Source organism: Mycolicibacterium rutilum (assembly GCF_900108565.1).
GTDB classification, from domain to species: Bacteria; Actinomycetota; Actinomycetes; order Mycobacteriales; family Mycobacteriaceae; genus Mycobacterium; species Mycobacterium rutilum.
This window is the reverse complement of the sequence record NZ_LT629971.1, coordinates 2,003,905-2,023,200: the sequence shown is the minus strand read 5'-3', so window position 1 is coordinate 2,023,200 and position 19,296 is coordinate 2,003,905. Positions and strand designations below refer to the sequence as shown.

At 68.8% G+C, this 19,296-nt stretch carries 21 protein-coding genes; 8 read left to right on the top strand and 13 right to left on the bottom strand.

What is annotated here, in order from left to right; all coding sequences use genetic code 11:
• Window positions 1-11: 11 nt before the first annotated feature.
• Complete coding sequence (gene ispF, locus BLW81_RS09820) at window positions 12-491, bottom strand: 2-C-methyl-D-erythritol 2,4-cyclodiphosphate synthase (protein WP_083406995.1); 480 nt, start codon at window positions 489-491, stop codon at window positions 12-14.
• A gap of 5 nt (window positions 492-496) precedes the next feature.
• Window positions 497-985, bottom strand: coding sequence for an RNA polymerase-binding transcription factor CarD (carD, locus tag BLW81_RS09815; protein ID WP_003888533.1), 489 nt, complete (start codon window positions 983-985; stop codon window positions 497-499).
• A 270-nt stretch (window positions 986-1,255) separates the two neighbouring features.
• Here carD and BLW81_RS09810 point away from each other — a divergent pair, with 270 nt between their 5' ends.
• The 3 genes from BLW81_RS09810 (at window position 1,256) to disA (ending at window position 4,409) form a co-directional block, all read left to right on the top strand.
• A complete protein-coding gene (locus tag BLW81_RS09810; RefSeq protein WP_083410433.1) occupies window positions 1,256-1,810 on the top strand; it encodes a copper chaperone PCu(A)C domain-containing protein in 555 nt (184 codons plus the stop codon).
• Between the two features lie 70 nt (window positions 1,811-1,880).
• Window positions 1,881-3,281 (top strand): DNA repair protein RadA, encoded by a 1,401-nt coding sequence (gene radA, locus BLW81_RS09805; protein ID WP_083406994.1) that lies wholly within the window; start codon window positions 1,881-1,883, stop codon window positions 3,279-3,281.
• 12 nt (window positions 3,282-3,293) lie between these two features.
• Window positions 3,294-4,409 carry a DNA integrity scanning diadenylate cyclase DisA gene (gene disA / locus BLW81_RS09800; protein WP_083406993.1) on the top strand — a complete coding sequence of 372 codons (1,116 nt, stop codon included), beginning with the start codon at window positions 3,294-3,296 and terminating at the stop codon, window positions 4,407-4,409.
• Between the two features lie 4 nt (window positions 4,410-4,413).
• On the opposite strand, the gene BLW81_RS09795 is transcribed toward disA, so the two are convergent.
• Both BLW81_RS09795 and BLW81_RS09790 read right to left on the bottom strand, forming a co-directional pair.
• On the bottom strand, window positions 4,414-5,178 hold the full coding sequence (locus tag BLW81_RS09795) for a hypothetical protein (RefSeq protein WP_083406992.1): 765 nt from the start codon (window positions 5,176-5,178) through the stop codon (window positions 4,414-4,416).
• Between the two features lie 58 nt (window positions 5,179-5,236).
• Window positions 5,237-5,857 carry a carbonic anhydrase gene (locus BLW81_RS09790; RefSeq protein WP_083406991.1) on the bottom strand — a complete coding sequence of 207 codons (621 nt, stop codon included), beginning with the start codon at window positions 5,855-5,857 and terminating at the stop codon, window positions 5,237-5,239.
• Here BLW81_RS09790 and BLW81_RS09785 point away from each other — a divergent pair.
• Window positions 5,856-6,731, top strand: coding sequence for an HhH-GPD family protein (locus BLW81_RS09785; protein ID WP_083406990.1), 876 nt, complete (start codon window positions 5,856-5,858; stop codon window positions 6,729-6,731). The genes BLW81_RS09790 and BLW81_RS09785 overlap by 2 nt on opposite strands.
• A 6-nt stretch (window positions 6,732-6,737) precedes the next feature.
• Here the strand turns inward: BLW81_RS09785 and BLW81_RS09780 are convergent, their stop codons facing one another.
• A complete protein-coding gene (locus tag BLW81_RS09780; protein WP_083406989.1) occupies window positions 6,738-7,724 on the bottom strand; it encodes a helix-turn-helix domain-containing protein in 987 nt (328 codons plus the stop codon).
• Between the two features lie 71 nt (window positions 7,725-7,795).
• Here BLW81_RS09780 and BLW81_RS09775 point away from each other — a divergent pair, with 71 nt between their 5' ends.
• The gene (locus BLW81_RS09775) at window positions 7,796-8,050 is read left to right on the top strand and encodes a hypothetical protein (RefSeq protein WP_083406988.1); all 255 of its coding nucleotides are present in this window, start codon (window positions 7,796-7,798) and stop codon (window positions 8,048-8,050) included.
• On the opposite strand, the gene BLW81_RS09770 is transcribed toward BLW81_RS09775, so the two are convergent.
• Complete coding sequence (locus BLW81_RS09770; protein WP_083406987.1) at window positions 8,024-8,809, bottom strand: alpha/beta fold hydrolase; 786 nt, start codon at window positions 8,807-8,809, stop codon at window positions 8,024-8,026. The genes BLW81_RS09775 and BLW81_RS09770 overlap by 27 nt on opposite strands.
• 41 nt (window positions 8,810-8,850) lie before the next feature.
• On the opposite strand from BLW81_RS09770, the gene mhuD reads away from it, so the two are divergent.
• Together mhuD and BLW81_RS09760 are read left to right on the top strand one after the other, a co-directional pair.
• A complete protein-coding gene (mhuD, locus tag BLW81_RS09765) occupies window positions 8,851-9,162 on the top strand; it encodes a mycobilin-forming heme oxygenase MhuD (RefSeq protein ID WP_083406986.1) in 312 nt (103 codons plus the stop codon).
• Window positions 9,143-10,510 (top strand): serine hydrolase, encoded by a 1,368-nt coding sequence (locus BLW81_RS09760; protein WP_083406985.1) that lies wholly within the window; start codon window positions 9,143-9,145, stop codon window positions 10,508-10,510. The genes mhuD and BLW81_RS09760 overlap by 20 nt, the downstream gene beginning before the upstream one ends.
• Here the strand turns inward: BLW81_RS09760 and BLW81_RS09755 are convergent, their stop codons facing one another.
• The 6 genes from BLW81_RS09755 to lysS form a co-directional block, all read right to left on the bottom strand.
• Window positions 10,511-11,062, bottom strand: a complete 552-nt coding sequence (locus tag BLW81_RS09755) for a histidine phosphatase family protein (protein ID WP_083406984.1) — start codon at window positions 11,060-11,062, stop codon at window positions 10,511-10,513.
• Window positions 11,059-11,853 carry a CbtA family protein gene (locus tag BLW81_RS09750; protein WP_083406983.1) on the bottom strand — a complete coding sequence of 265 codons (795 nt, stop codon included), beginning with the start codon at window positions 11,851-11,853 and terminating at the stop codon, window positions 11,059-11,061. Before BLW81_RS09750 ends, BLW81_RS09755 begins: the two co-directional genes overlap by 4 nt.
• Window positions 11,854-11,879: 26 nt before the next feature.
• Complete coding sequence (locus BLW81_RS09745) at window positions 11,880-12,095, bottom strand: CbtB domain-containing protein (RefSeq protein ID WP_083406982.1); 216 nt, start codon at window positions 12,093-12,095, stop codon at window positions 11,880-11,882.
• A gap of 227 nt (window positions 12,096-12,322) precedes the next feature.
• Entirely contained in the window at window positions 12,323-14,869 is a 2,547-nt protein-coding gene (clpC1, locus tag BLW81_RS09740) for an ATP-dependent protease ATP-binding subunit ClpC (RefSeq protein WP_083406981.1), read from the bottom strand.
• Window positions 14,870-15,179: 310 nt separating this feature from the next.
• Window positions 15,180-15,521, bottom strand: a complete 342-nt coding sequence (gene lsr2 / locus BLW81_RS09735) for a histone-like nucleoid-structuring protein Lsr2 (RefSeq protein WP_059101678.1) — start codon at window positions 15,519-15,521, stop codon at window positions 15,180-15,182.
• A gap of 111 nt (window positions 15,522-15,632) precedes the next feature.
• Window positions 15,633-17,165, bottom strand: coding sequence for a lysine--tRNA ligase (lysS, locus tag BLW81_RS09730; RefSeq protein ID WP_083406980.1), 1,533 nt, complete (start codon window positions 17,163-17,165; stop codon window positions 15,633-15,635).
• A 23-nt stretch (window positions 17,166-17,188) separates the two neighbouring features.
• On the opposite strand from lysS, the gene BLW81_RS09725 reads away from it, so the two are divergent.
• The gene (locus tag BLW81_RS09725) at window positions 17,189-18,427 is read left to right on the top strand and encodes an alanine racemase (RefSeq protein WP_083406979.1); all 1,239 of its coding nucleotides are present in this window, start codon (window positions 17,189-17,191) and stop codon (window positions 18,425-18,427) included.
• A 38-nt stretch (window positions 18,428-18,465) separates the two neighbouring features.
• On the opposite strand, the gene BLW81_RS09720 is transcribed toward BLW81_RS09725, so the two are convergent.
• Complete coding sequence (locus BLW81_RS09720; RefSeq protein ID WP_083406978.1) at window positions 18,466-19,287, bottom strand: type III pantothenate kinase; 822 nt, start codon at window positions 19,285-19,287, stop codon at window positions 18,466-18,468.
• Window positions 19,288-19,296: the final 9 nt, after the last annotated feature.

Below are 19,296 nucleotides of genomic sequence, written 5' to 3'. Positions count from 1 at the left end.
AGCTTACCGGCCTAATCGGCTTCGACCACCAACGCGGTCGCGATCGCCGCCAGACCCTCACCGCGACCGGTCAGGCCGAGGCCGTCGGTGGTGGTGGCCGACACCGACACCGGCGCGTGCAGCAACTGCGTCAGCAACTCTTGGGCTTCCGCGCGGCGCGGACCGACCTTGGGCCGGTTGCCGATCACCTGCACCGCCGCGTTGACGACGCGGAAACCTCGCGTCGACAGCAGTTCGTGGACGTGCCGCAACAGGGTGGCGCCGCCGGCGTCGCGCCACTCCTCGCGGCCGGTGCCGAAGACCTCCCCGAGGTCACCCAGCCCGGCCGCTGAGAGCAGCGCGTCGCACAGGGCGTGTGCGGCCACATCACCGTCGGAGTGACCGGCACAGCCGTCGGCGTCATCGAACAACAGGCACAGCAGCCAGCACGGCCGCCCAGCCTCGATGGGATGTACGTCGGTGCCGAGCCCGACCCGTGGCAGGCTCGTCATTGCCGTCAGGAGGCGGCGGCGAGTGCCTCGTCGAGGATGGTCGCGGCCTTCTCGTCATCGGTGTTCTCGGCGAGCGCGAGCTCACCCACCAGGATCTGCCGCGCCTTGGCCAGCATCCGCTTTTCACCAGCGGACAGGCCGCGCTCCTGATCCCGGCGCCACAGATCGCGAACGACCTCGGCGACCTTGTTCACGTCACCGGAGGCGAGCTTCTCGAGATTGGCCTTGTACCGCCGCGACCAGTTGGTCGGCTCCTCCGTATGGGGGGCGCGGAGCACCTGGAAAACCTTGTCCAGGCCCTCCTGTCCGACGACGTCGCGTACCCCGACATACTCTGCGTTCTCGGCGGGAACTCGAACCGTGAGGTCCCCCTGGGCGACCTTCAAGACGAGGTATTCCTTCTGCTCGCCTTTGATGGTTCGGGTTTCGATCGCTTCGATCAACGCAGCACCGTGGTGGGGATAAACAACGGTGTCTCCGACCTTGAAAATCATCAGTTTCGAGCCCCTTTCACAACTCAATGCTAGCACGGTGCACAGTCGAGGGTGAACCAACTGTGCAGGTCAGGGGCACCCCGGGTGAGCGCGGGGGCTTGACACACCGGACAATCCGTGCATCGCGTGGGTGGCTTCCAGGTAGCTGTCGGGCCGCTGCGGGAGCCTGCGCCGGACCTCAGCTACCGCCCCCGACGGGCACCTACTACTCTGCATAGTCGAATACCGCGACCGGCACCGGTCGCCTTGTCGGTCGAGCAGGAGGCACGAGTGGTCCGCTTCAAACTGGTCGCCTGTGGGCTGGCCGCCGCGTTCGCACTCACTGGTTGCGGCGCCGGACAGGTGTCCCAGACCGCCATGCAGGAGCCGGCCGTCAACGGCACCAGCGCCAACCTCGGCGCCATCTCGCTGCGCAACGTGCATCTGCGCGCCGAGCAGGTCACCGACTACGTGCAACCGGGCAGCGAGGTGGAACTGCTGTTCCAGGCCTCCAACGACTCGCCCGACACCAACGACAAGCTGGTGGAGATCACCTCCGACGTCGGCACGGTGACGCTCACCGGGGACACCGCGCTGCCCGCGAGCGGCGTGCTCACCGTCGGCGCCCCCGACGGGCAGATCACCCCGTTGGAGAGCGTGGAGACCGCCGAGGCCGCCGAGGCGAAGGTCGAGTTGTCCAAGCCGATCACCAACGGGCTGACCTACAAGTTCGTCTTCAAGTTCGAAAAGGCCGGCGATGCCACCGTGGCGGTGCCGATCTCCGCGGGCGAGTCGCCGCGCCGCGAGGATCCCGCGGCCGCCGGTGGGCACGGCGGCGGGCACTAGAGGCGACACGGCGTCTCGTCGCGGGGCTTTCTGACCGGGTTCTGTCGGAGCCAACAGCTACCGTCACTGCGTGACTAAAGGCGGCACGAAAGCGCGTTCGCAGTACCGCTGCTCGGAATGTCACCACGTCACCCTCAAATGGGTCGGACGCTGCCCGGAATGCGGCACCTGGGGCACCGTCGACGAGGTACCGGTGCTGTCCGCGGTCGCCGGATCGGCCGCGCGCCGGACGGTCGCCCCGGCGTCGCCCGCGGTGCCGATCAGCTCCATCGATCCCGGTCGCACCCGGCACTTTCCGACCGACGTCGCCGAACTGGACCGCGTCCTCGGCGGCGGGCTGGTGCCCGGTTCGGTCACGCTGCTCGCGGGGGATCCCGGCGTGGGCAAGTCGACGCTGCTGCTGGAAGTGGCGCACCGCTGGGCGTGCGCGGGCAAGCGGGCGCTGTACCTGTCGGGCGAGGAGTCCGCGGGCCAGATCCGGATGCGCGCCGAACGCACCGGGTGCACGCACGACGACGTCTATCTGGCCGCCGAGTCGGACCTGTCGACCGCGCTCGGCCACATCGAAGCGGTGCAGCCGGGCCTGGTGGTGGTCGACTCCGTGCAGACCATGTCGACCACCGAGGCCGACGGCGTCACCGGCGGCGTCACCCAGGTGCGGGCGGTCACCACCGCGCTGACGATGGCGGCCAAGACCTCCGGCGTCGCGATGATCCTGGTCGGGCACGTCACCAAGGACGGCGCGATCGCCGGTCCGCGTTCACTGGAACACCTCGTCGATGTCGTCCTGCACTTCGAGGGCGACCGCACCTCCTCGCTGCGCATGGTCCGCGGCGTCAAGAACCGGTTCGGCGCCGCCGACGAGGTGGGCTGTTTCCTGTTGCACGACAACGGGATCGAAGGGGTCGCGGACCCGTCGGGACTGTTCCGCGACCAGCGTCCGAAACCGGTGGCGGGCACGGCGATCACCGTGACGCTCGACGGTAAACGGCCCCTGATCGGCGAGGTGCAGGCGCTGATCGGGGCGGCGGCCAACGGCACCCCGCGGCGCGCGGTCAGCGGTATCGACTCCTCGCGGGCGGCGATGATCACCGCCGTGCTCGACCGGCACGCCGGGCTCGCCGTCGCGTCACGCGACGTGTACCTGTCGACGGTCGGCGGGATGCGGATGACCGACCCCTCCACCGATCTCGCGGTCGCGGTCGCGATCGCGTCGTCGGTGATGGACCTGCCCGTCCCGGCCGGCACGGTGGCCATCGGCGAGGTGGGCCTGGCCGGCGATCTGCGCCGGGTGACGGGCATGGACCGGCGGCTCGCGGAGGCCGCGCGACTGGGCTTCACCAGCGCGGTGATCCCCCCTGGCGTCACGTCGGTGCCCGCCGGGCTGCGGGCGTTCTCGGCCGACAACATCGCGTCGGCGTTGCGGCTGCTGCGGGACATCAGCAAAGATCGGCTGCGACCGCTTCGCTGACAGGAGGGCGCGATGGCCGTGAAAGGCACCAGATCCGGCCGTACCGTCGTGCCGCTGGCCCGGCCGACGATGCGCGAGACCATCGCCCGGTTGGCGCCGGGCACGGCGCTGCGCGACGGACTGGAACGCATCCTGAGGGGCCGCACCGGCGCGCTGATCGTCATCGGCTACGACGAGAGCGTCGAGGCCATCTGCGACGGCGGGTTCTCCCTCGACGTCCGGTACGCCCCCACCAGGCTGCGTGAGCTGTCCAAGATGGACGGCGCGGTGGTGCTCTCCAGCGACGGCAACCACATCTTGCGCGCCAATGTGCAGCTGGTGCCCGATCCGTCGATCCCCACCGAGGAGTCCGGCACCCGGCACCGCTCGGCGGAGCGCGCGGCCATCCAGACCGGTTATCCGGTGATCTCGGTGAGCCACTCGATGAGCATCGTGACCGTCTACGTCGCCGGTGAGCGCCACGTGATCCCCGACTCGGCGACGATCCTGTCGCGGGCGAACCAGACCATCGACACCCTGGAGCGCTACAAGACGCGGCTCGACGAGGTCAGCAGGCAGCTGTCGACCGCCGAGATCGAGGACTTCGTGACGCTGCGCGATGTGATGACCGTCGTGCAGCGGCTCGAGATGGTGCGCCGCATCAGCCTCGAGATCGATTCCGACGTCGTCGAACTCGGCACCGACGGGCGCCAGCTCAAGCTTCAGCTCGAGGAACTCGTCGGCGACAATGACACCGCCCGCGAGCTGATCGTGCGCGACTACCACGCCAATCCCGACCCGCCGTCGGCCGCGCAGGTCAGCGCGACGCTGGAGGAGCTCGACGGGTTGTCCGACAACGAGCTGCTCGACTTCACAACCCTGGCAAGGGTTTTCGGCTACCCGTCGACGATCGAGGCGCAGGACTCGGCGATGAGCTCACGCGGCTACCGCGCGATGGCCGGCATCCCGCGGCTGCAGTTCGCGCACGTCGACCTGCTGGTCCGCAACTTCGGCTCACTGCAGGGGCTGCTCGCGGCCAGCGCCGGCGACCTGCAGTCCGTCGAGGGCATCGGCTCGATGTGGGCACGCCACATCCGAGAGGGACTCTCGCAGCTGGCCGAGTCGACGATCGCCGACCGGCTGGCCTAGACCGTCAGCCGGCGGGTGGCGGCGGCACACCCTCGACGGGCGGCGGCGCCTGCGGGCTCGCGGCGAGGATGAACGGCACCGCTGCCGAGCGCAGATTGCCCAGCTGCACGACGAGGTTGTAGGTGCCGGGCCCGATCGGCGGACGCGGCAGCGGGCAGTTCGGCGCGGAGCCCATGCCGGTCCAGGTCACCTCGGTGGTCACCTGCTCGCCGGGCTGGAACGTCTTGACCAGGGTCTCGTTGGACGGCGCGCAGTCGAGGTTCGACCACAGCCGCGCGTTCTCCAGCGAGTAAACGTAGGCCGCGAGCACTGCCGCACCCACGTCGCGCTTGCAGGCGACCAGGCCGATGTTGGTGACGACCATCGTGAACTTGGGCTGCTCGCCGACCACGTACTGCGGCTGGTTGGTGATCCCCTTGACCGCGAGGGTGGAGTCCGGGCAGTCGTCGCCCTCGTTGAGAATCGGCGGCGGGACGACGGCCGCGGTCGGCGTCGGGGTGGGCGCGGGCGCGTCCTGCGCCGGCGGCATCACCGGTGTCTTGACCTCGGGGTTCTCCCCCGGCAGGGGCGTCGGCCCGGCTTCGGCGGCCGGCGCCGAGGACTCGGCGTTGGTGTTCTGCGCGTCCCCCGAGCCGCCGGTGTTCTTGACGACGACGAACACGATTGCCGCGACCACGCCGATCACGAGGACCGCGATGCCCAGCGCTAATGCCCTGCGACGCCAGTAGATCTGCGTCGGTAGCGGGCCATGCGGTTCCAGATCCAGCACAAGTTCAAGGTAAGCCCAGGTCACGCCATATCGGCCCAGGCGCCCCGGCGTGTCGTGCTCAGCCTTCGCCGATATCGCCCAGATGGTCGCGCAACACCACCCGCCCGTCGGCCAGGTGGTAGGTGACACCGACGATCGCCAGGCCGCCCGCGGCGACCCGCTCGGACACCGCCGTCGAGCGGGCCAGCAGCTGGGCGCCGGTCTCCGTGACGTGCCTGGCCTCGAACTCGTCGACCCGGCTCAACCCGTCGCGGCGGCCCAGCAGGATCGACGGCATCACGCGCTCGACGATGTCGCGCACGTAGCCGCCAGGCACCACACCGTCGTCCAGCGCCGACAGCGTGGCCTTGACCGCCCCGCAGCTGTCGTGGCCCAGCACGACGATCAACGGCACCTCGAGCACCGCGACCGCGTATTCGATGGAACCCAGCACGGCCGAGTCGATGACGTGGCCTGCCGTGCGGACGACGAACATGTCGCCGAGTCCCTGGTCGAAGATCAGCTCGGCCGCCACCCGGCTGTCGCCGCAGCCGAACACCACCGCGGTCGGTTTCTGCGCGGCCGCGAGGCTCGCCCGATGCTCGATGCCTTGGCTGGGGTGCACAGGCTGGCCGGCAACGAAGCGCTCGTTACCCTCCTTGAGTGCTTTCCATGCGGTCACTGGACTGGTGTTGGGCATGACCGACATTGTGCCCCAGCTGGTCGATTGGTATGACCGCGAGCAGCGTGACCTGCCCTGGCGGCGACCCGACGTCAGCCCGTGGCAGGTCCTGGTCAGCGAATTCATGCTGCAGCAGACGCCGGTCGCCCGGGTCGAGCCGGTGTGGCGGGCGTGGGTGGCGCGCTGGCCGACGCCGTCGGCGACGGCCGCCGCCAGCGCCGCCGACGTGCTGCGCGCTTGGGGCAAGCTGGGCTATCCGCGGCGGGCCAAGCGCCTGCACGAGTGTGCGACGGTGATCGCCACCGACTTCGGCGACGCGGTGCCCTCCGATGTCGAGACCCTGCTGACCCTGCCGGGGATCGGGGCGTACACCGCACGGGCCGTCGCGTGCTTCGCCTACCGCCGGCGCGTGCCGGTCGTCGACACCAACGTCCGCCGCGTCGTCGCCAGGGCCGTGCACGGCAGGGCCGACGCCGCGCCGTCGTCGTCACCGCGCGACCTCGCCGACGTGGAGGCCCTCCTGCCCGACGAGGCCCTGGCGCCGAAGTTCTCGATCGCGCTGATGGAGCTGGGGGCGACGGTGTGCACCGCCCGCGCTCCGCGCTGCGCCTCGTGCCCGCTGAGCGTGTGCGCATGGCGCTCGCGCGGCTTCCCCGCTTCGACAGCGCCTGCCCGGCGCGTGCAGCGCTATGCGGGCACCGATCGTCAGGTTCGCGGACGACTGCTGGATGTGCTGCGCGGCAGGGACTCTCCGGTCACCCGCGCCGAGCTGGACGTGGTGTGGCTGTCCGACACCGCCCAGCGTGACCGCGCGCTGGACTCGCTGCTGGTCGACGGTCTCGTCGAGCAGACCGCCGACGGCCGGTTCGCACTTGCCGGCGAAGGCGACTAGCGCGAGTCAGGCCGTCGCCATCTCGCTGTCATCCGATTCGGTTGGGGCACAGGCGAACCGCCGCCGGTAATCGGACGGGGTCACGCCGATGATGCGGCGGAAGTGATGCCGCAGCAGCGTCGCGGTGCCGAACCCGCTGCGCTCGGCGATCCGGTCCACGTCGAGGTCGGTCTCCTCGAGCAGCGTGCGGGCGTAGAGCACCCGCTGATCGGTGACCCACTGCATCGGGGTGCGCCCCGTCTCCTCGACGAACCGGCGCGCGAACGTGCGCGCGGACATGTGCGCCCTGGCGGCCAGGGTGGCGACGGTGTGCGGCCGGTCGAGGTTGCCGAGAATCCAATCCAGCTGCGGCGCAAAGCGTTCCGAACATCGGACGGGGATCGGCTGGTCGATGTACTGGCGCTGGCCGCCGTCGCGCTGCGGCGGCACCACCATGCGCCGGGCGATCTTGTTGGTCACCTCGCTGCCCATTTCACGGCGGACCAGGTGCAGGCACGCGTCGATACCGGCCGCGGTGCCCGCGCTGGTGATCAGGTTGCCGTCGTCGACGAACAGCACGTTGCGATCCACCTTGGCGGTCGGGTACTGCCGGGCCAGGTCGTCGGCATGCATCCAGTGCGTCGTGCACGGGCGCCCGTCGAGTAGTCCGGCGGCCCCGGCCACGAATGCGCCCGAGCACACCGTCAGGATGATCGATCCCGATTCCGCGGCGGCCCGCACGGCGGCCAGCGCCTCGGGCAGGTACTCCGATCCGCCGATCGCCGGGATCGCCACCAGGTCGGCGCCCACCAGGTCGTCCAGTCCGTGATCGGGGGTGATCGTCGCGCCGACCGAGGTGCGCAGCGGCTTGCCCGGTTCGGGCCCGCACACCTTGAAGTCGAAGTTCGGCACCCCGTCGGCCGAGCGGTCGATGCCGAAGACCTCGCAGATGACCCCGAACTCGAAAATCGCTAGACCGTCGAGTACGAGCGTAGATACGCTCTTCAATGCCATGGCAGCATTTTATCCCAATGTGGCCTTCCTGCCACTGTTGGCCGGATTTTTCTTTACGGAGGATTACTGCCATGACCACAGCACTGATTTACCTCATCATCGCGTCGCCGTTCGCGCTGATCGCGGGGTTGGCGTGGGCCGCTCACCGGTCGGGCTCGCTTCGGCTGCGCCTCGACCAGTTCCGGTTGGCCGCCCCGATGGCCGGGCGCCTGTTCGAAGACGACCGCGACATGTCGCGGGTCGCGCACGACCTCGACGCCATCCGTACCCGGTTCGAACACCAGCCGGTCTGGCCGTCCTCAGGCGTGCTCGGGGAGCGTCGCTAGAAAGTTCTCGACCGCCTGCCGATAGATCTGCGGCGCGTCGTCGTGGATGAGATGACCGGCGCCTGGCACGTGCACATACGTCGCCTGGTGGCCGGTCTTCTGCATTTCGCGCATCTGCCCCGGCGGGGTGACCGAGTTGCCCGCCTCCAGCAGCAGGGTGGGCACCCGGACGGACCGCCACTCGGACCAGTAGTCGCGGGTGCCCCACTCGGCGGCGATCTCGATCCACGCCTGCGGCCTGCCGTGCAACCGCCAGCCGGTGGCGGTGCGGTCGAACGCCTCCAGGAAGTACTGGCCGGCGACCGGACCGAACTCGTCGTAAACCGCTTGTGCGGAACCGAATTCGATCGGCAGCGCATGCACCCAGGGCTCCCACGGGCCGGTGGTGCGACCGCGGAAGTCCGGCGCCATGTCCTCGACCACCAGCGCGGCCACCAGCTCCGGACGCGACGCCGCCAGGCACCACGAATGCAAACCGCCCATCGAATGCCCGATCAGCACCGCGGGCTCGCCGAGCGTCGCGACCGCGGCACCGAGGTCGGCGACGAACCGCCCGGTCCCGATCGGCTCGGGATCATCGGCGTCGCGGCCCCGGTGCCAGGGCGCGTCATAGGTGAAGACCCGGCCGAGTGCCGTCAACCACGGCAGCTGTCGCGTCCACGTGCTGCCGCGGCCCATCAGCCCGTGCACCAGCACCAGCGGCCGCCCGATCCCGCCGCGCTCGGTGAGGTGCGCCTCCTGCGGCGCGGGCGATTGCATGCAGACATCATGCCGATCTGGCGTTCGGTAGCCTGATTCGCATGTCTGTGGTGAAGATCAACGCCATCGAGGTCCCGCCCGACGCCGGTCCGGAACTGGAGAAACGGTTCGCCCACCGTGCCCACGCCGTCGACAACCAGCCCGGCTTCCTCGGTTTCCAGCTGCTGCGTCCCGTCAAGGGCGAGAACCGCTACTTCGTGGTGACCCAGTGGGAGTCCGAGGAGGCGTTCCAGGCGTGGGCGACCGGCCCGGCCATCGAGGCCCACAAGGGTCAGCAGACCAACCCGGTGGCCACCGGCGCGTCGCTGCTCGAGTTCGAGGTCGTTCTCGACGTTGCAGGCGCCAGTCGCTGAGCGCCGGCGTCACGCACGCCGCGCGATCGGGCTGACGGTCGCGGCCGCCGTCGTCGCGCTCACGGGTTGCGGCGGTGACCCCGTCCCGCCCGCCGACGCCGCCTACGGCGTGCCGATCGAGATCAACACGCCGCAGGGTCTGCGCGCCAAGCAGACGCTGGACATGCTCAACTCCAACTGGCCGATCGGCCCGGTCAGTGTGGGCACCCTGGCCACCCCGGAGAAGGTCGACCAGATCACCGCGACGCTCGACCGGATCTGGTGGGACCGGCCGTTCACCGTCACCGACGTGAAGATCGGTGCGGGTGAAGCCACCGTCGGCGTGCGCACCTCCTACGGCGTCGACCAGCAGATCGATCTGCGCACCGACGACGCGGGCATGGTCGACCGCCTCGACGTCGCGCTGCGGCCGCCGAAGATCGGCACATGGTCGGACATCGACGCGGAGCTGACGAAATCCGGTGCGCGGTACTCGTATCAGTTCTCCAAGGTCGCCGGCGACAACGCCCGCTGCGACGTCGTCGCGGGCACCAACACCGACCTGTCGCTGCCGCTGGCCTCGATCTTCAAGCTCTACGTGCTGCTGGCGGTCGCCGACGCGGTGAAGGCGGGCACCGTCAGGTGGACCGACCCGCTGACCATCACCAAGGAGGCCAAGGCAGTTGGATCCGCAGGCCTCGAGGAGCTGCCGCCCGGCGCCGAGGTGTCGGTGAGAACGGCTGCGCAGCAGATGATCTCGGCCAGCGACAACATGGCCACCGATCTGCTCATCGCCCGGCTGGGGCCGGGTGCCGTGGAGCGGGCGCTGGTCGCGGCCGGCCACCACGACCCGGCGAGCATGACGCCGTTCCCGACGATGCACGAGCTGTTCTCGGTCGGCTGGGGCCAACCGGATCTACGCGAGCAGTGGCGCCGGGCGGTCGAGCAACGCAGCCCGCAGGTGCGCGCACAGCTGCTCAAGCAGACCAATGCCCGTCCCTACGAACCGGATCCGCAGCGCACCCACACACCCGCGTCGAACTACGGCGCCGAATGGTACGGCAGCGCCGCCGACATCTGCCGGGTGCATCTCGCGCTGCAGCGGGCAGCGGTCGGGCCCGCGGCGCCGGTCCGCGAGATCCTCTCGGCCATCCCGGGCATCGACCTGGACCGGTCGAAGTGGGACTACATCGGCGCCAAGGGCGGAAACCTGCCCGGCGACCTGACTTTCAGCTGGTACGCCGTCGACCACACGGGTCAGCCGTGGGTGGTGAGCTTCCAGCTCAACTGGCCGAATTACCGCAGCCCGACGGCGGCCGGCTGGTTGCTGTCGATCGTGCACCAGGCCTTCGGCCTCGTGCCGGTCTGATCAGGGGTTCGACCGCAGCGTCCAGGCGTGCCCGCGGAAGTGCATCACCGTCCGGCTGACCGGCGCAATGTCGATGCGCCAGAACGACTTCGGGGGCGCATCGAGCACGATCAGCGTCGCGGCCCGCACCACCGCCGGATGGGTGACTGCGACCAGCCTGCCGTGGCGGGTGGTCACCGAGTCCAGCCAGTCGCGCACCCGCTCGATCAGGTCGACCACCGCCTCGCCGCCGTGCGGCGCCCGCGTCGGATCGGTCAGCCAGACCGCGAGGTCGGCGGGCTCGACACCGCCCAGCACGTCGCCGCGCCACCGGCCGCAGTCCAGGTCGGCGAGCCGGGTGTCGACCTCGGCCTGCAGGCCGAGCAGTTCGGCGGTCTGCCGGGTGCGTTTCTCGGGTCCGCAGTACGCGGCGTCGACGGCACCCAGCTCGATCGACGCGTCGACCTGCCGGTGCCCGACGGAGTTGAGCGGCTCATCGGTGGGGAAGCGTCCAGCCGACATCGCGTCGGTCATCGCATGCGACACGAGGGTCAGCCGGACGACTTCACTCACGCAGGCAGACTCTCCCGCCGGCTCTCGAGCAGCTTGGCCGCCATGGCCCCGAACACCAACGCGATCGTCGCGTAGATGACGACCTGCGTTCCCAGCGAGTAGAGCCGGAACTCGTAGAGCACGTCGGCCGGGAAGCCCTCGTAGACGATGGCCCCGCCGTCGTCGCGCAGCGGACCGGGCGTCTCGTCGATGCCCGGCAGCACCAGCATCAGCACCGCCACCGCCGCGACATAGCTGCCGGCCGCCGCCAGCGTCGCGTTCCACGCGCCCAAGCGCGCGACGAGCTGCCTACCGAGGTACACCGCGCCGACCAGCAGCGCCGCCGACAGCACCACCATCAGCAGGTACAGCAAGGTGCGCTGGCGGATCGTCTCGTCGAGGCTGAGCGCCGGTGGGCTCGCCGGATACTTCAGCGCGGGCACGACGTAGAGGCTGAGCAGCATCCCGCCCGCGACGTACAGCGACAGCAGCCGCGCCGAGACGTTGCCGACCCGGCCGTACGCCACGGCGAACACCACCGCGAAGATCGCCGCGATCGCGATGCTGAACAGCAGCACACCGAGCCCCATGCCGATGTTCATCTGCACCGCGCGGTCGAAACCGCCGCCGTCGCCGTGGCTGTGGCCGTGCTCGGCGTGCGACGCCATCGCCTCGTGCGCGGCGCCGACGCCGTCCTCGTATTCGATCGCTCGCTCGATCTGCGGTTCGACGAAGATCCGCGCGAAAACGAACGCGAGCACACCCGCGAGGGCGCCGGCCAGCAGGCCGCGCCAGATGATCTGTTTCTCCATTTTTCGGTTGTCTCCCTGCCGGTCGGTCAGTGGCAGGGGAAACCGAGGAGGTGACGCGCGTCGTGCACGAACTCGTGCACGGCGGTGTTGTTGCCGAACACCGACGTCGCACCCTGGTCCAGGCCGACGAAGTAGAGCACGAGCAGCGCGAAGAACGCCGTGAACGTCAGCCACAGCACCGCCTTCGTCGCGGAGAAGTCCAACGCGGGCGCAATGCTCTTACGTGCCTCGGGCGAGGTCATGTCGGTGTCCTTTCCGGGATTTCGCGTCCCAGGTTCAACGGTGACGGCGAGCGTCGGGTCTGACTTGACACAGTGGCGCGACCGTTCTGGATTCTCACCAGATTCCTTCGCCCGCCGATTACATCGCACATCCTAAGCAATCGGCCCGTGCTGTGCGTAGGAGACGGTGCGAACACGAAAAAGCGGGCGGCCACCCGTTCGGGGGACCGCCCGCTTTTCTGCTCGGCTTATTCGGCCGCGGCGCTCGCCGCCCCGGCGGCTCCGGCCTGGGCCAGATCCGGCTCCTCCACCTTCGCGGGCTTCTTGGCGCCCTTGAAGGTGAACACGGCGTCCTCGCCTGCGCTCTCGCCGTCCCAGTTCTCGACGTCGACCGTGATCAGCTGACCGGGGCCGATCTCCTCGAAGAGGATCTTCTCCGACAGCTGGTCCTCGATCTCGCGCTGGATGGTGCGCCGCAGCGGCCGCGCACCGAGCACGGGATCGAACCCGCGCTTGGCCAGCAGCGCCTTGGCCTGGTCCGTCAGCTCGATCGCCATGTCCTTGGCCTTGAGCTGGTTGGCCACCCGGCTCACCATCAGGTCCACCATCTTGATGATCTCGTCGCGAGTCAGCTGGTGGAACACGATGATGTCGTCGATGCGGTTGAGGAACTCGGGCCGGAAGTGCTTCTTGAGCTCGTCGTTGACCTTCTGCTTCATCCGCTCGTAGTTGTTCTCGCCGCCACCCTGGGTGAAGCCGAGACCAACCGCCTTGCTGATGTCGCTGGTGCCGAGGTTCGACGTGAAGATCAGCACGGTGTTCTTGAAGTCGACCGTGCGACCCTGACCATCGGTCAGGCGGCCGTCCTCGAGCACCTGCAGGAGGCTGTTGTAGATCTCCTGGTGTGCCTTCTCGATCTCGTCGAACAGCACGACGCTGAACGGCTTGCGCCGCACCTTCTCGGTGAGCTGGCCGCCCTCCTCGTAACCGACGTAGCCCGGAGGGGCACCGAACAGCCGCGAGGCGGTGAAGCGGTCGTGGAACTCGCCCATGTCGATCTGGATGAGCGCGTCGTCCTCGCCGAACAGGAAGTTGGCCAGCGCCTTGGACAGCTCGGTCTTACCGACACCGGACGGGCCGGCGAAGATGAACGAACCGGACGGGCGCTTGGGGTCCTTCAGACCGGCGCGGGTACGGCGGATCGCCTTGCTGACGGCCTTGACGGCGTCCTCCTGGCCGATGATCCGCTTGTGCAGCTCCTCCTCCATGCGCAGCAGCCGAGTCGTCTCCTCCTCGGTCAGCTTGAACACGGGGATGCCGGTCCAATTGCCGAGGACCTCGGCGATCTGCTCGTCGTCGACCTCGGCCACGACGTCGAGATCACCTGAACGCCACTGCTTTTCGCGCTCGGCGCGCTGCGCGACCAGTTGCTTCTCCTTGTCGCGCAGGCTGGCGGCCTTCTCGAAGTCCTGCGCGTCGATCGCGGACTCCTTCTCCCGGCGGGCGTCGGCGATCTTCTCGTCGAACTCGCGCAGGTCTGGCGGAGCGGTCATCCGGCGGATGCGCATCCGGGCGCCGGCCTCGTCGATCAGGTCGATCGCCTTGTCCGGCAGGAACCGGTCGTTGATGTAGCGGTCGGCCAGGGTCGCGGCGGCCGCGATGGCACCGTCGGTGATCGACACGCGGTGGTGCGCCTCGTACCGGTCGCGCAGCCCCTTGAGGATCTCGATGGTGTGCGCGACGGTCGGCTCGCCGACCTGCACCGGCTGGAAGCGGCGTTCCAGGGCGGCGTCCTTCTCGATGTACTTGCGGTACTCGTCGAGCGTGGTGGCGCCGATGGTCTGCAGCTCACCGCGGGCCAGCTTCGGCTTCAGGATGCTGGCGGCGTCGATCGCACCCTCGGCGGCACCCGCGCCGACGAGCGTGTGCAGCTCGTCGATGAACAGGATGATGTCGCCGCGGGTGTTGATCTCCTTGAGCACCTTCTTCAGGCGCTCCTCGAAGTCACCGCGGTAGCGGCTGCCCGCGACCAGCGATCCGAGGTCGAGGGTGTAGAGCTGCTTGTCCTTCAGCGTCTCGGGCACGTCGCCGTGCACGATCGCCTGGGCCAGCCCCTCGACGACGGCGGTCTTGCCGACGCCGGGCTCGCCGATCAGCACCGGGTTGTTCTTGGTGCGGCGGCTCAGCACCTGCATCACCCGCTCGATTTCCTTCTCGCGGCCGATGACGGGGTCGAGCTTGCCCTCCATCGCGGCGGCGGTCAGGTTGCGGCCGAACTGGTCGAGCACCAGCGACGTCGACGGATTGCCCGCCTCGCCGCCCCGGCCGCCGGTTCCGGCTTCCGCGGTCTCCTTGCCCTGGTAGCCGCTCAGCAGCTGGATGACCTGCTGACGCACCCGGGTCAGCTCGGCGCCGAGCTTCACCAGCACCTGGGCGGCCACGCCCTCGCCCTCACGGATGAGGCCGAGCAGGATGTGCTCGGTGCCGATGTAGTTGTGGCCGAGCTGCAGCGCCTCGCGAAGCGACAGCTCCAGCACCTTCTTGGCACGCGGCGTGAACGGGATGTGACCCGACGGCGCCTGCTGGCCCTGGCCGATGATCTCCTCGACCTGGCTGCGGACGCCTTCCAGCGAGATGCCCAGCGACTCCAGCGACTTGGCGGCTACGCCCTCGCCTTCGTGAATAAGTCCCAGGAGGATGTGCTCGGTGCCGATGTAGTTGTGGTTGAGCATCCGGGCCTCTTCTTGAGCCAGGACGACGACCCTGCGGGCACGGTCGGTGAATCTCTCAAACATCGGTGGTTACCTGCTCTCCATCAATAGGTCGGCGCCATGCGCGCCCCGAGATGTCCCGAGCTACGCACCGCACCTGCCGTCCACTCTAATGGGCGGCGCTCCCCGGTGCCCCGCCTGCCGGTCTGCTCTAAGCGGACACACCGGGCACCGATCCCGCGCCGGGGTGAATACCCGGCGCCACGCAATAGCAACGCATCGGGCGCGAGATTCGTTTCCGTATTCGAGCCCCGGACGGGTGATAGCAGGTTCGCGGTTAGCGAACGGTCGCCGGCAACTTCGTGAATGGTTGCCGGGCGCGATTGTGAAGCGACTATGTGGCGGCGTGGAAAGCGTCGATCACATCGGCCGGAATGCGGCCGCGGGTGGACACATTGTGGCCGTTGCGGCGGGCCCACTCGCGGATCGCGGCGCTCTGCTCACGGTCGATCGCCGCTCGACCGCGGCCCGAGCCGGCCGACCGGCCACGGCGACGTCCGCCGACCCGGCGACCCGCCTCGACCCACTGCTTCAGGTCATTACGCAACTTCGCGGCATTCTTCGAAGAAAGGTCAATCTCGTAGCTGACACCATCCAGCCCGAATTCAACCGTCTCGTCAGCCGCCCCTTCGCCGTCGAAATCATCGACCAACGTAACGGTCACTTTCTTCGCCATTGACCCACACGCCCTTCTGCATGGCCTTAGTTCAGCAGTAAGCCTCGAACCCCCGCAACCAATGTGCCATATAAGTGGGCGCTATTCAACAAGATCGCAATAACGCCGAGTTCAGTTGCCGTGACGTCGAACAATCGGGAACAAAACCGTCTCCCTAATCGACAGGCCCGTCAGGGCCATCAACAACCTATCGATACCCATTCCGGTACCCGTCGACGGCGGCATCGCATACTCCAATGCCGCGAGGAAATCCTCGTCGAGAACCATTGCCTCGTCATCGCCGGCGGCCGCGGCCCTGGCCTGCGCCTCGAAACGTTCGCGTTGGATTACCGGGTCGATGAGTTCGGAGTAACCGGTCGCCAGCTCGAAACGGCGGACGTAAAGATCCCATTTCTCGGTGACCCCCGGGATACTGCGATGTTCGCGGGTCAGCGGGGTTGTCTCGACCGGAAAGTCGCGTACGAAAGTCGGTGCCCACAGGGTGCTGCCCACGGTGTGCTCCCAAAGCTCCTCGACCAATTTCCCGTGGCCGTAGCCGCGGTCGCGCGAAATCTCCACACCGAGCCGATCGGCAATCGCCCATAACGCGTCGGCGGGTGTTTCCGGTGTGATCTCTTCGCCCAGCGCTTCGGAAAGTGACGGATACATTTCGACCGACTGCCATTCGCCGTCCAGGTCATAGACGGTGCCATCGGGCAGTGGCACTTGCCGGGTTCCGATCGCCTCGTCGGCGACCTCTTGAATAAGCTCACGCGTCACAACGGCGGAATCGTCGTACGTACCGTAAGCCTGATAAGTCTCCAACATCGCGAATTCCGGTGAATGTGTGGAATCCGCACCTTCGTTTCTGAACACGCGATTCAACTCGAAGACGCGCTCGAATCCGCCGACCAACGCACGCTTGAGGAACAGTTCCGGCGCGATGCGCAGGTACAGGTCCGCGTCGAGTGCATTCGAGTGCGTCACAAAGGGCCGTGCCGCCGCTCCCCCGGCGAGGGTCTGCAGCATCGGCGTCTCTACTTCCAGGAAGCCACGCCGCTCCAGCGCCGAGCGCACGGCGCGGACCACCGCCACGCGCTGGCGGGCGATGGTCCTGGCCTCCGGACGCACGATGAGGTCGACGTAGCGCTGCCGCACGCGGGCCTCTTCGCTCATTTCCTTGTGCGCCACCGGCAGCGGCCGCAGCGCCTTGGAAATGATTTGCCAGGAATCCGCAAGCACAGACAATTCCCCGCGCCGCGAACTGATCACCTCGCCGTCCACGAACACGATGTCCCCGAGATCGACGTCGGCCTTCCACGCATCCAGCGATTCCTGGCCCACCTTGGCCAGGCTGATCATCACCTGCAGTTGCGTTCCGTCGCCCTCCTGCAGCGTCGCGAAACACAGCTTGCCGGAGTTACGGGCGAACATGACGCGGCCGGCCACCCCGACGACGGTGCCGGTCTCGGTGTCGGCGGCGAGGTCCGGATAGGCCTCACGGATCTCGGCGAGCGTATGGGTGCGGGCCACCTCGACCGGATACGGGTGACGTCCCTCGGCCAGCAGCCGTTCGCGCTTGGCCTGACGGATCCGGTACTGCTCCGGAATGTCAGGGTCGGATGCCGGGTCGGCGGCGGTGGGGCGTGCATCAGGTTCGGTCACGTCGTGCCAGCTTAAATGAACCCATGGCGGGCCCCATCAACGCAGCGGCGGTGGCCGCGCTGGCCGACGAACCGGTGGACTGGAAATTCAAGGGGCTACCCGCCGCGTGGTGGGGCAGCACCGGCGCCGACGTGCGCGCGCGCAGGCCCGACCTGTTCGGCGACGGCGCCCTCGGCCCGGTCTGTGTGCTGCACGCCGAGGCCCTGGAGCACAACCTCGAGACCATGGCGGCGTGGTGCGCCCAGCGCGGCGTCGAGCTGGCGCCGCACGGCAAGACGCACATGGCGCCGCAGCTGCTGGCCCGGCAATTCGACGCGGGCGCGTGCGCGGTGACCGTCGCCACCGTCAGCCAGGTTCGGGTGTTCCGGGCGTTCGGGGTGCGCGACGTGATCGTCGCCAACGAGATCGTCGACGAGGCGGGGTTGCATTGGCTCGGCGACGAACTGGACGCCGATCCCGACTTCCGGGTGACGTGCTGGGCGGACTCGGTGGCCGGCGTGCACGCCATGACGGCCGCGCTGACCGCGGCGGGCACCGACCGGCCCGTCGGGGTGTGCGTCGAACTGGGGATGCCCGACGGCCGGACCGGGTGTCGCGATCAGCGTGAGGTCGACGAGGTCGCCCGTGCTGTCGTCGCGTCGCCGCGGCTGCGGCTGGTCGGGGTGGCCGGTTACGAGGCGGCGCTCGGCCACGACGTCGGGCCCGAGGGGCTCGCGCGGGTGCGGCCGTACCTGGCCGGGCTGCGGGCCGCGGCGTTGCGGCTCGGGCCGCTGTTCGAGACCGACCGCGTGCTGGCGACGGCCGGCGGTAGCACGTACTTCGACGCGGTGGCCGACGCGCTGAGCGACTGGCCCGCCGGCCTGTCGGTGCGGACCGTTCTGCGCAGCGGCTGCTACCTCACCCACGACGACGGCCTCTATGCGCGGACGTCGCCGCTGCGCGCGGCGTTGCGGCCGGCGCTGAGCGTGTGGGCGCAGGTGGTGTCGCGCCCGCAGGCCGACCTGGCGCTGCTGACGATGGGCCGGCGCGACGTGTCGTTCGACCAGGACATGCCGACGCCGCGCGGGCTGCCCAACAGCCGGGTGACCAAGCTCAACGACCAGCACGCCTACCTGAGGCTCGGCGGCGACGACCGCGTCGCGGTCGGCGACTGGGTGCAGTTCGGGATCTCGCATCCCTGCACGGTGTTCGACAAGTGGCCGATGATCCCGATGGTCGACGACGACGGCCGCGTCGTCGACCTGATCCGCACCTTCTTCTAAGCGATTTCGGTGTCGGCAGTCGCGCTCAGCGCAACCAACTACACCGAAATCCCCTTCTGGAGGCGGCCGCGCTGGCCGTCGCGGTTGCGTTCGAACACCAGCCGCAGCCCGTCGAGCGTCAGGTGCCGGTCATAGTCGGCGACGGTGTGCACGTCGGGCAGCACCAGCGGCGCCGTGTGCCCGGTCGCCACCACCGCGACGTTGTCGCCTGCGAAGCCGTCGACGTCCTCGCGGATCCGGTTCACCAGGCCGTCGACGAGGCCCGCGAACCCGAACACCGCGCCGGCCTGCATGCATTCGACGGTGTTCTTGCCCACCACCGACCGGGGCCTGGTCAGCTCGACGCGTCGCAGCGCCGCCGACCGGGCAGCGGCCGCGTCCGACGACACCTGCACACCGGGAGCGATTGCGCCGCCGAGGAATTCGCCTTTCGCCGACACCACGTCCACGCAGATAGACGAACCGAAGTCGACGACGATCGCGGCGCGGCCGTACTTGTGGTAAGCGGCAAGGCAGTTGACGATCCGGTCCGCGCCGACCTCCTTGGGGTTGTCGACCAGCAGCGGAATGCCGGTGCGCACACCCGGTTCGATCAGCACGTGCGGCACCGACGGCCAGTACTGCTCGAGCATGACACGGACCTCGTGCAGCACCGACGGCACCGTCGACAGCCCGGCAGCGCCGGTCAGCCGTTCGGAGTCGTCACCGATAAGCCCGTCGATGGTCAACGCCAGCTCGTCGGCCGTGACCTCGGGTTCGGTGCGAATCCGCCAGTGCTGCACCACTTTCGCGTGGTCGCCGGAGCCGGAGATCAGCCCGACGACGGTGTGGGTGTTGCGGACGTCGATGGCCAGTAGCATCTGCGGCCA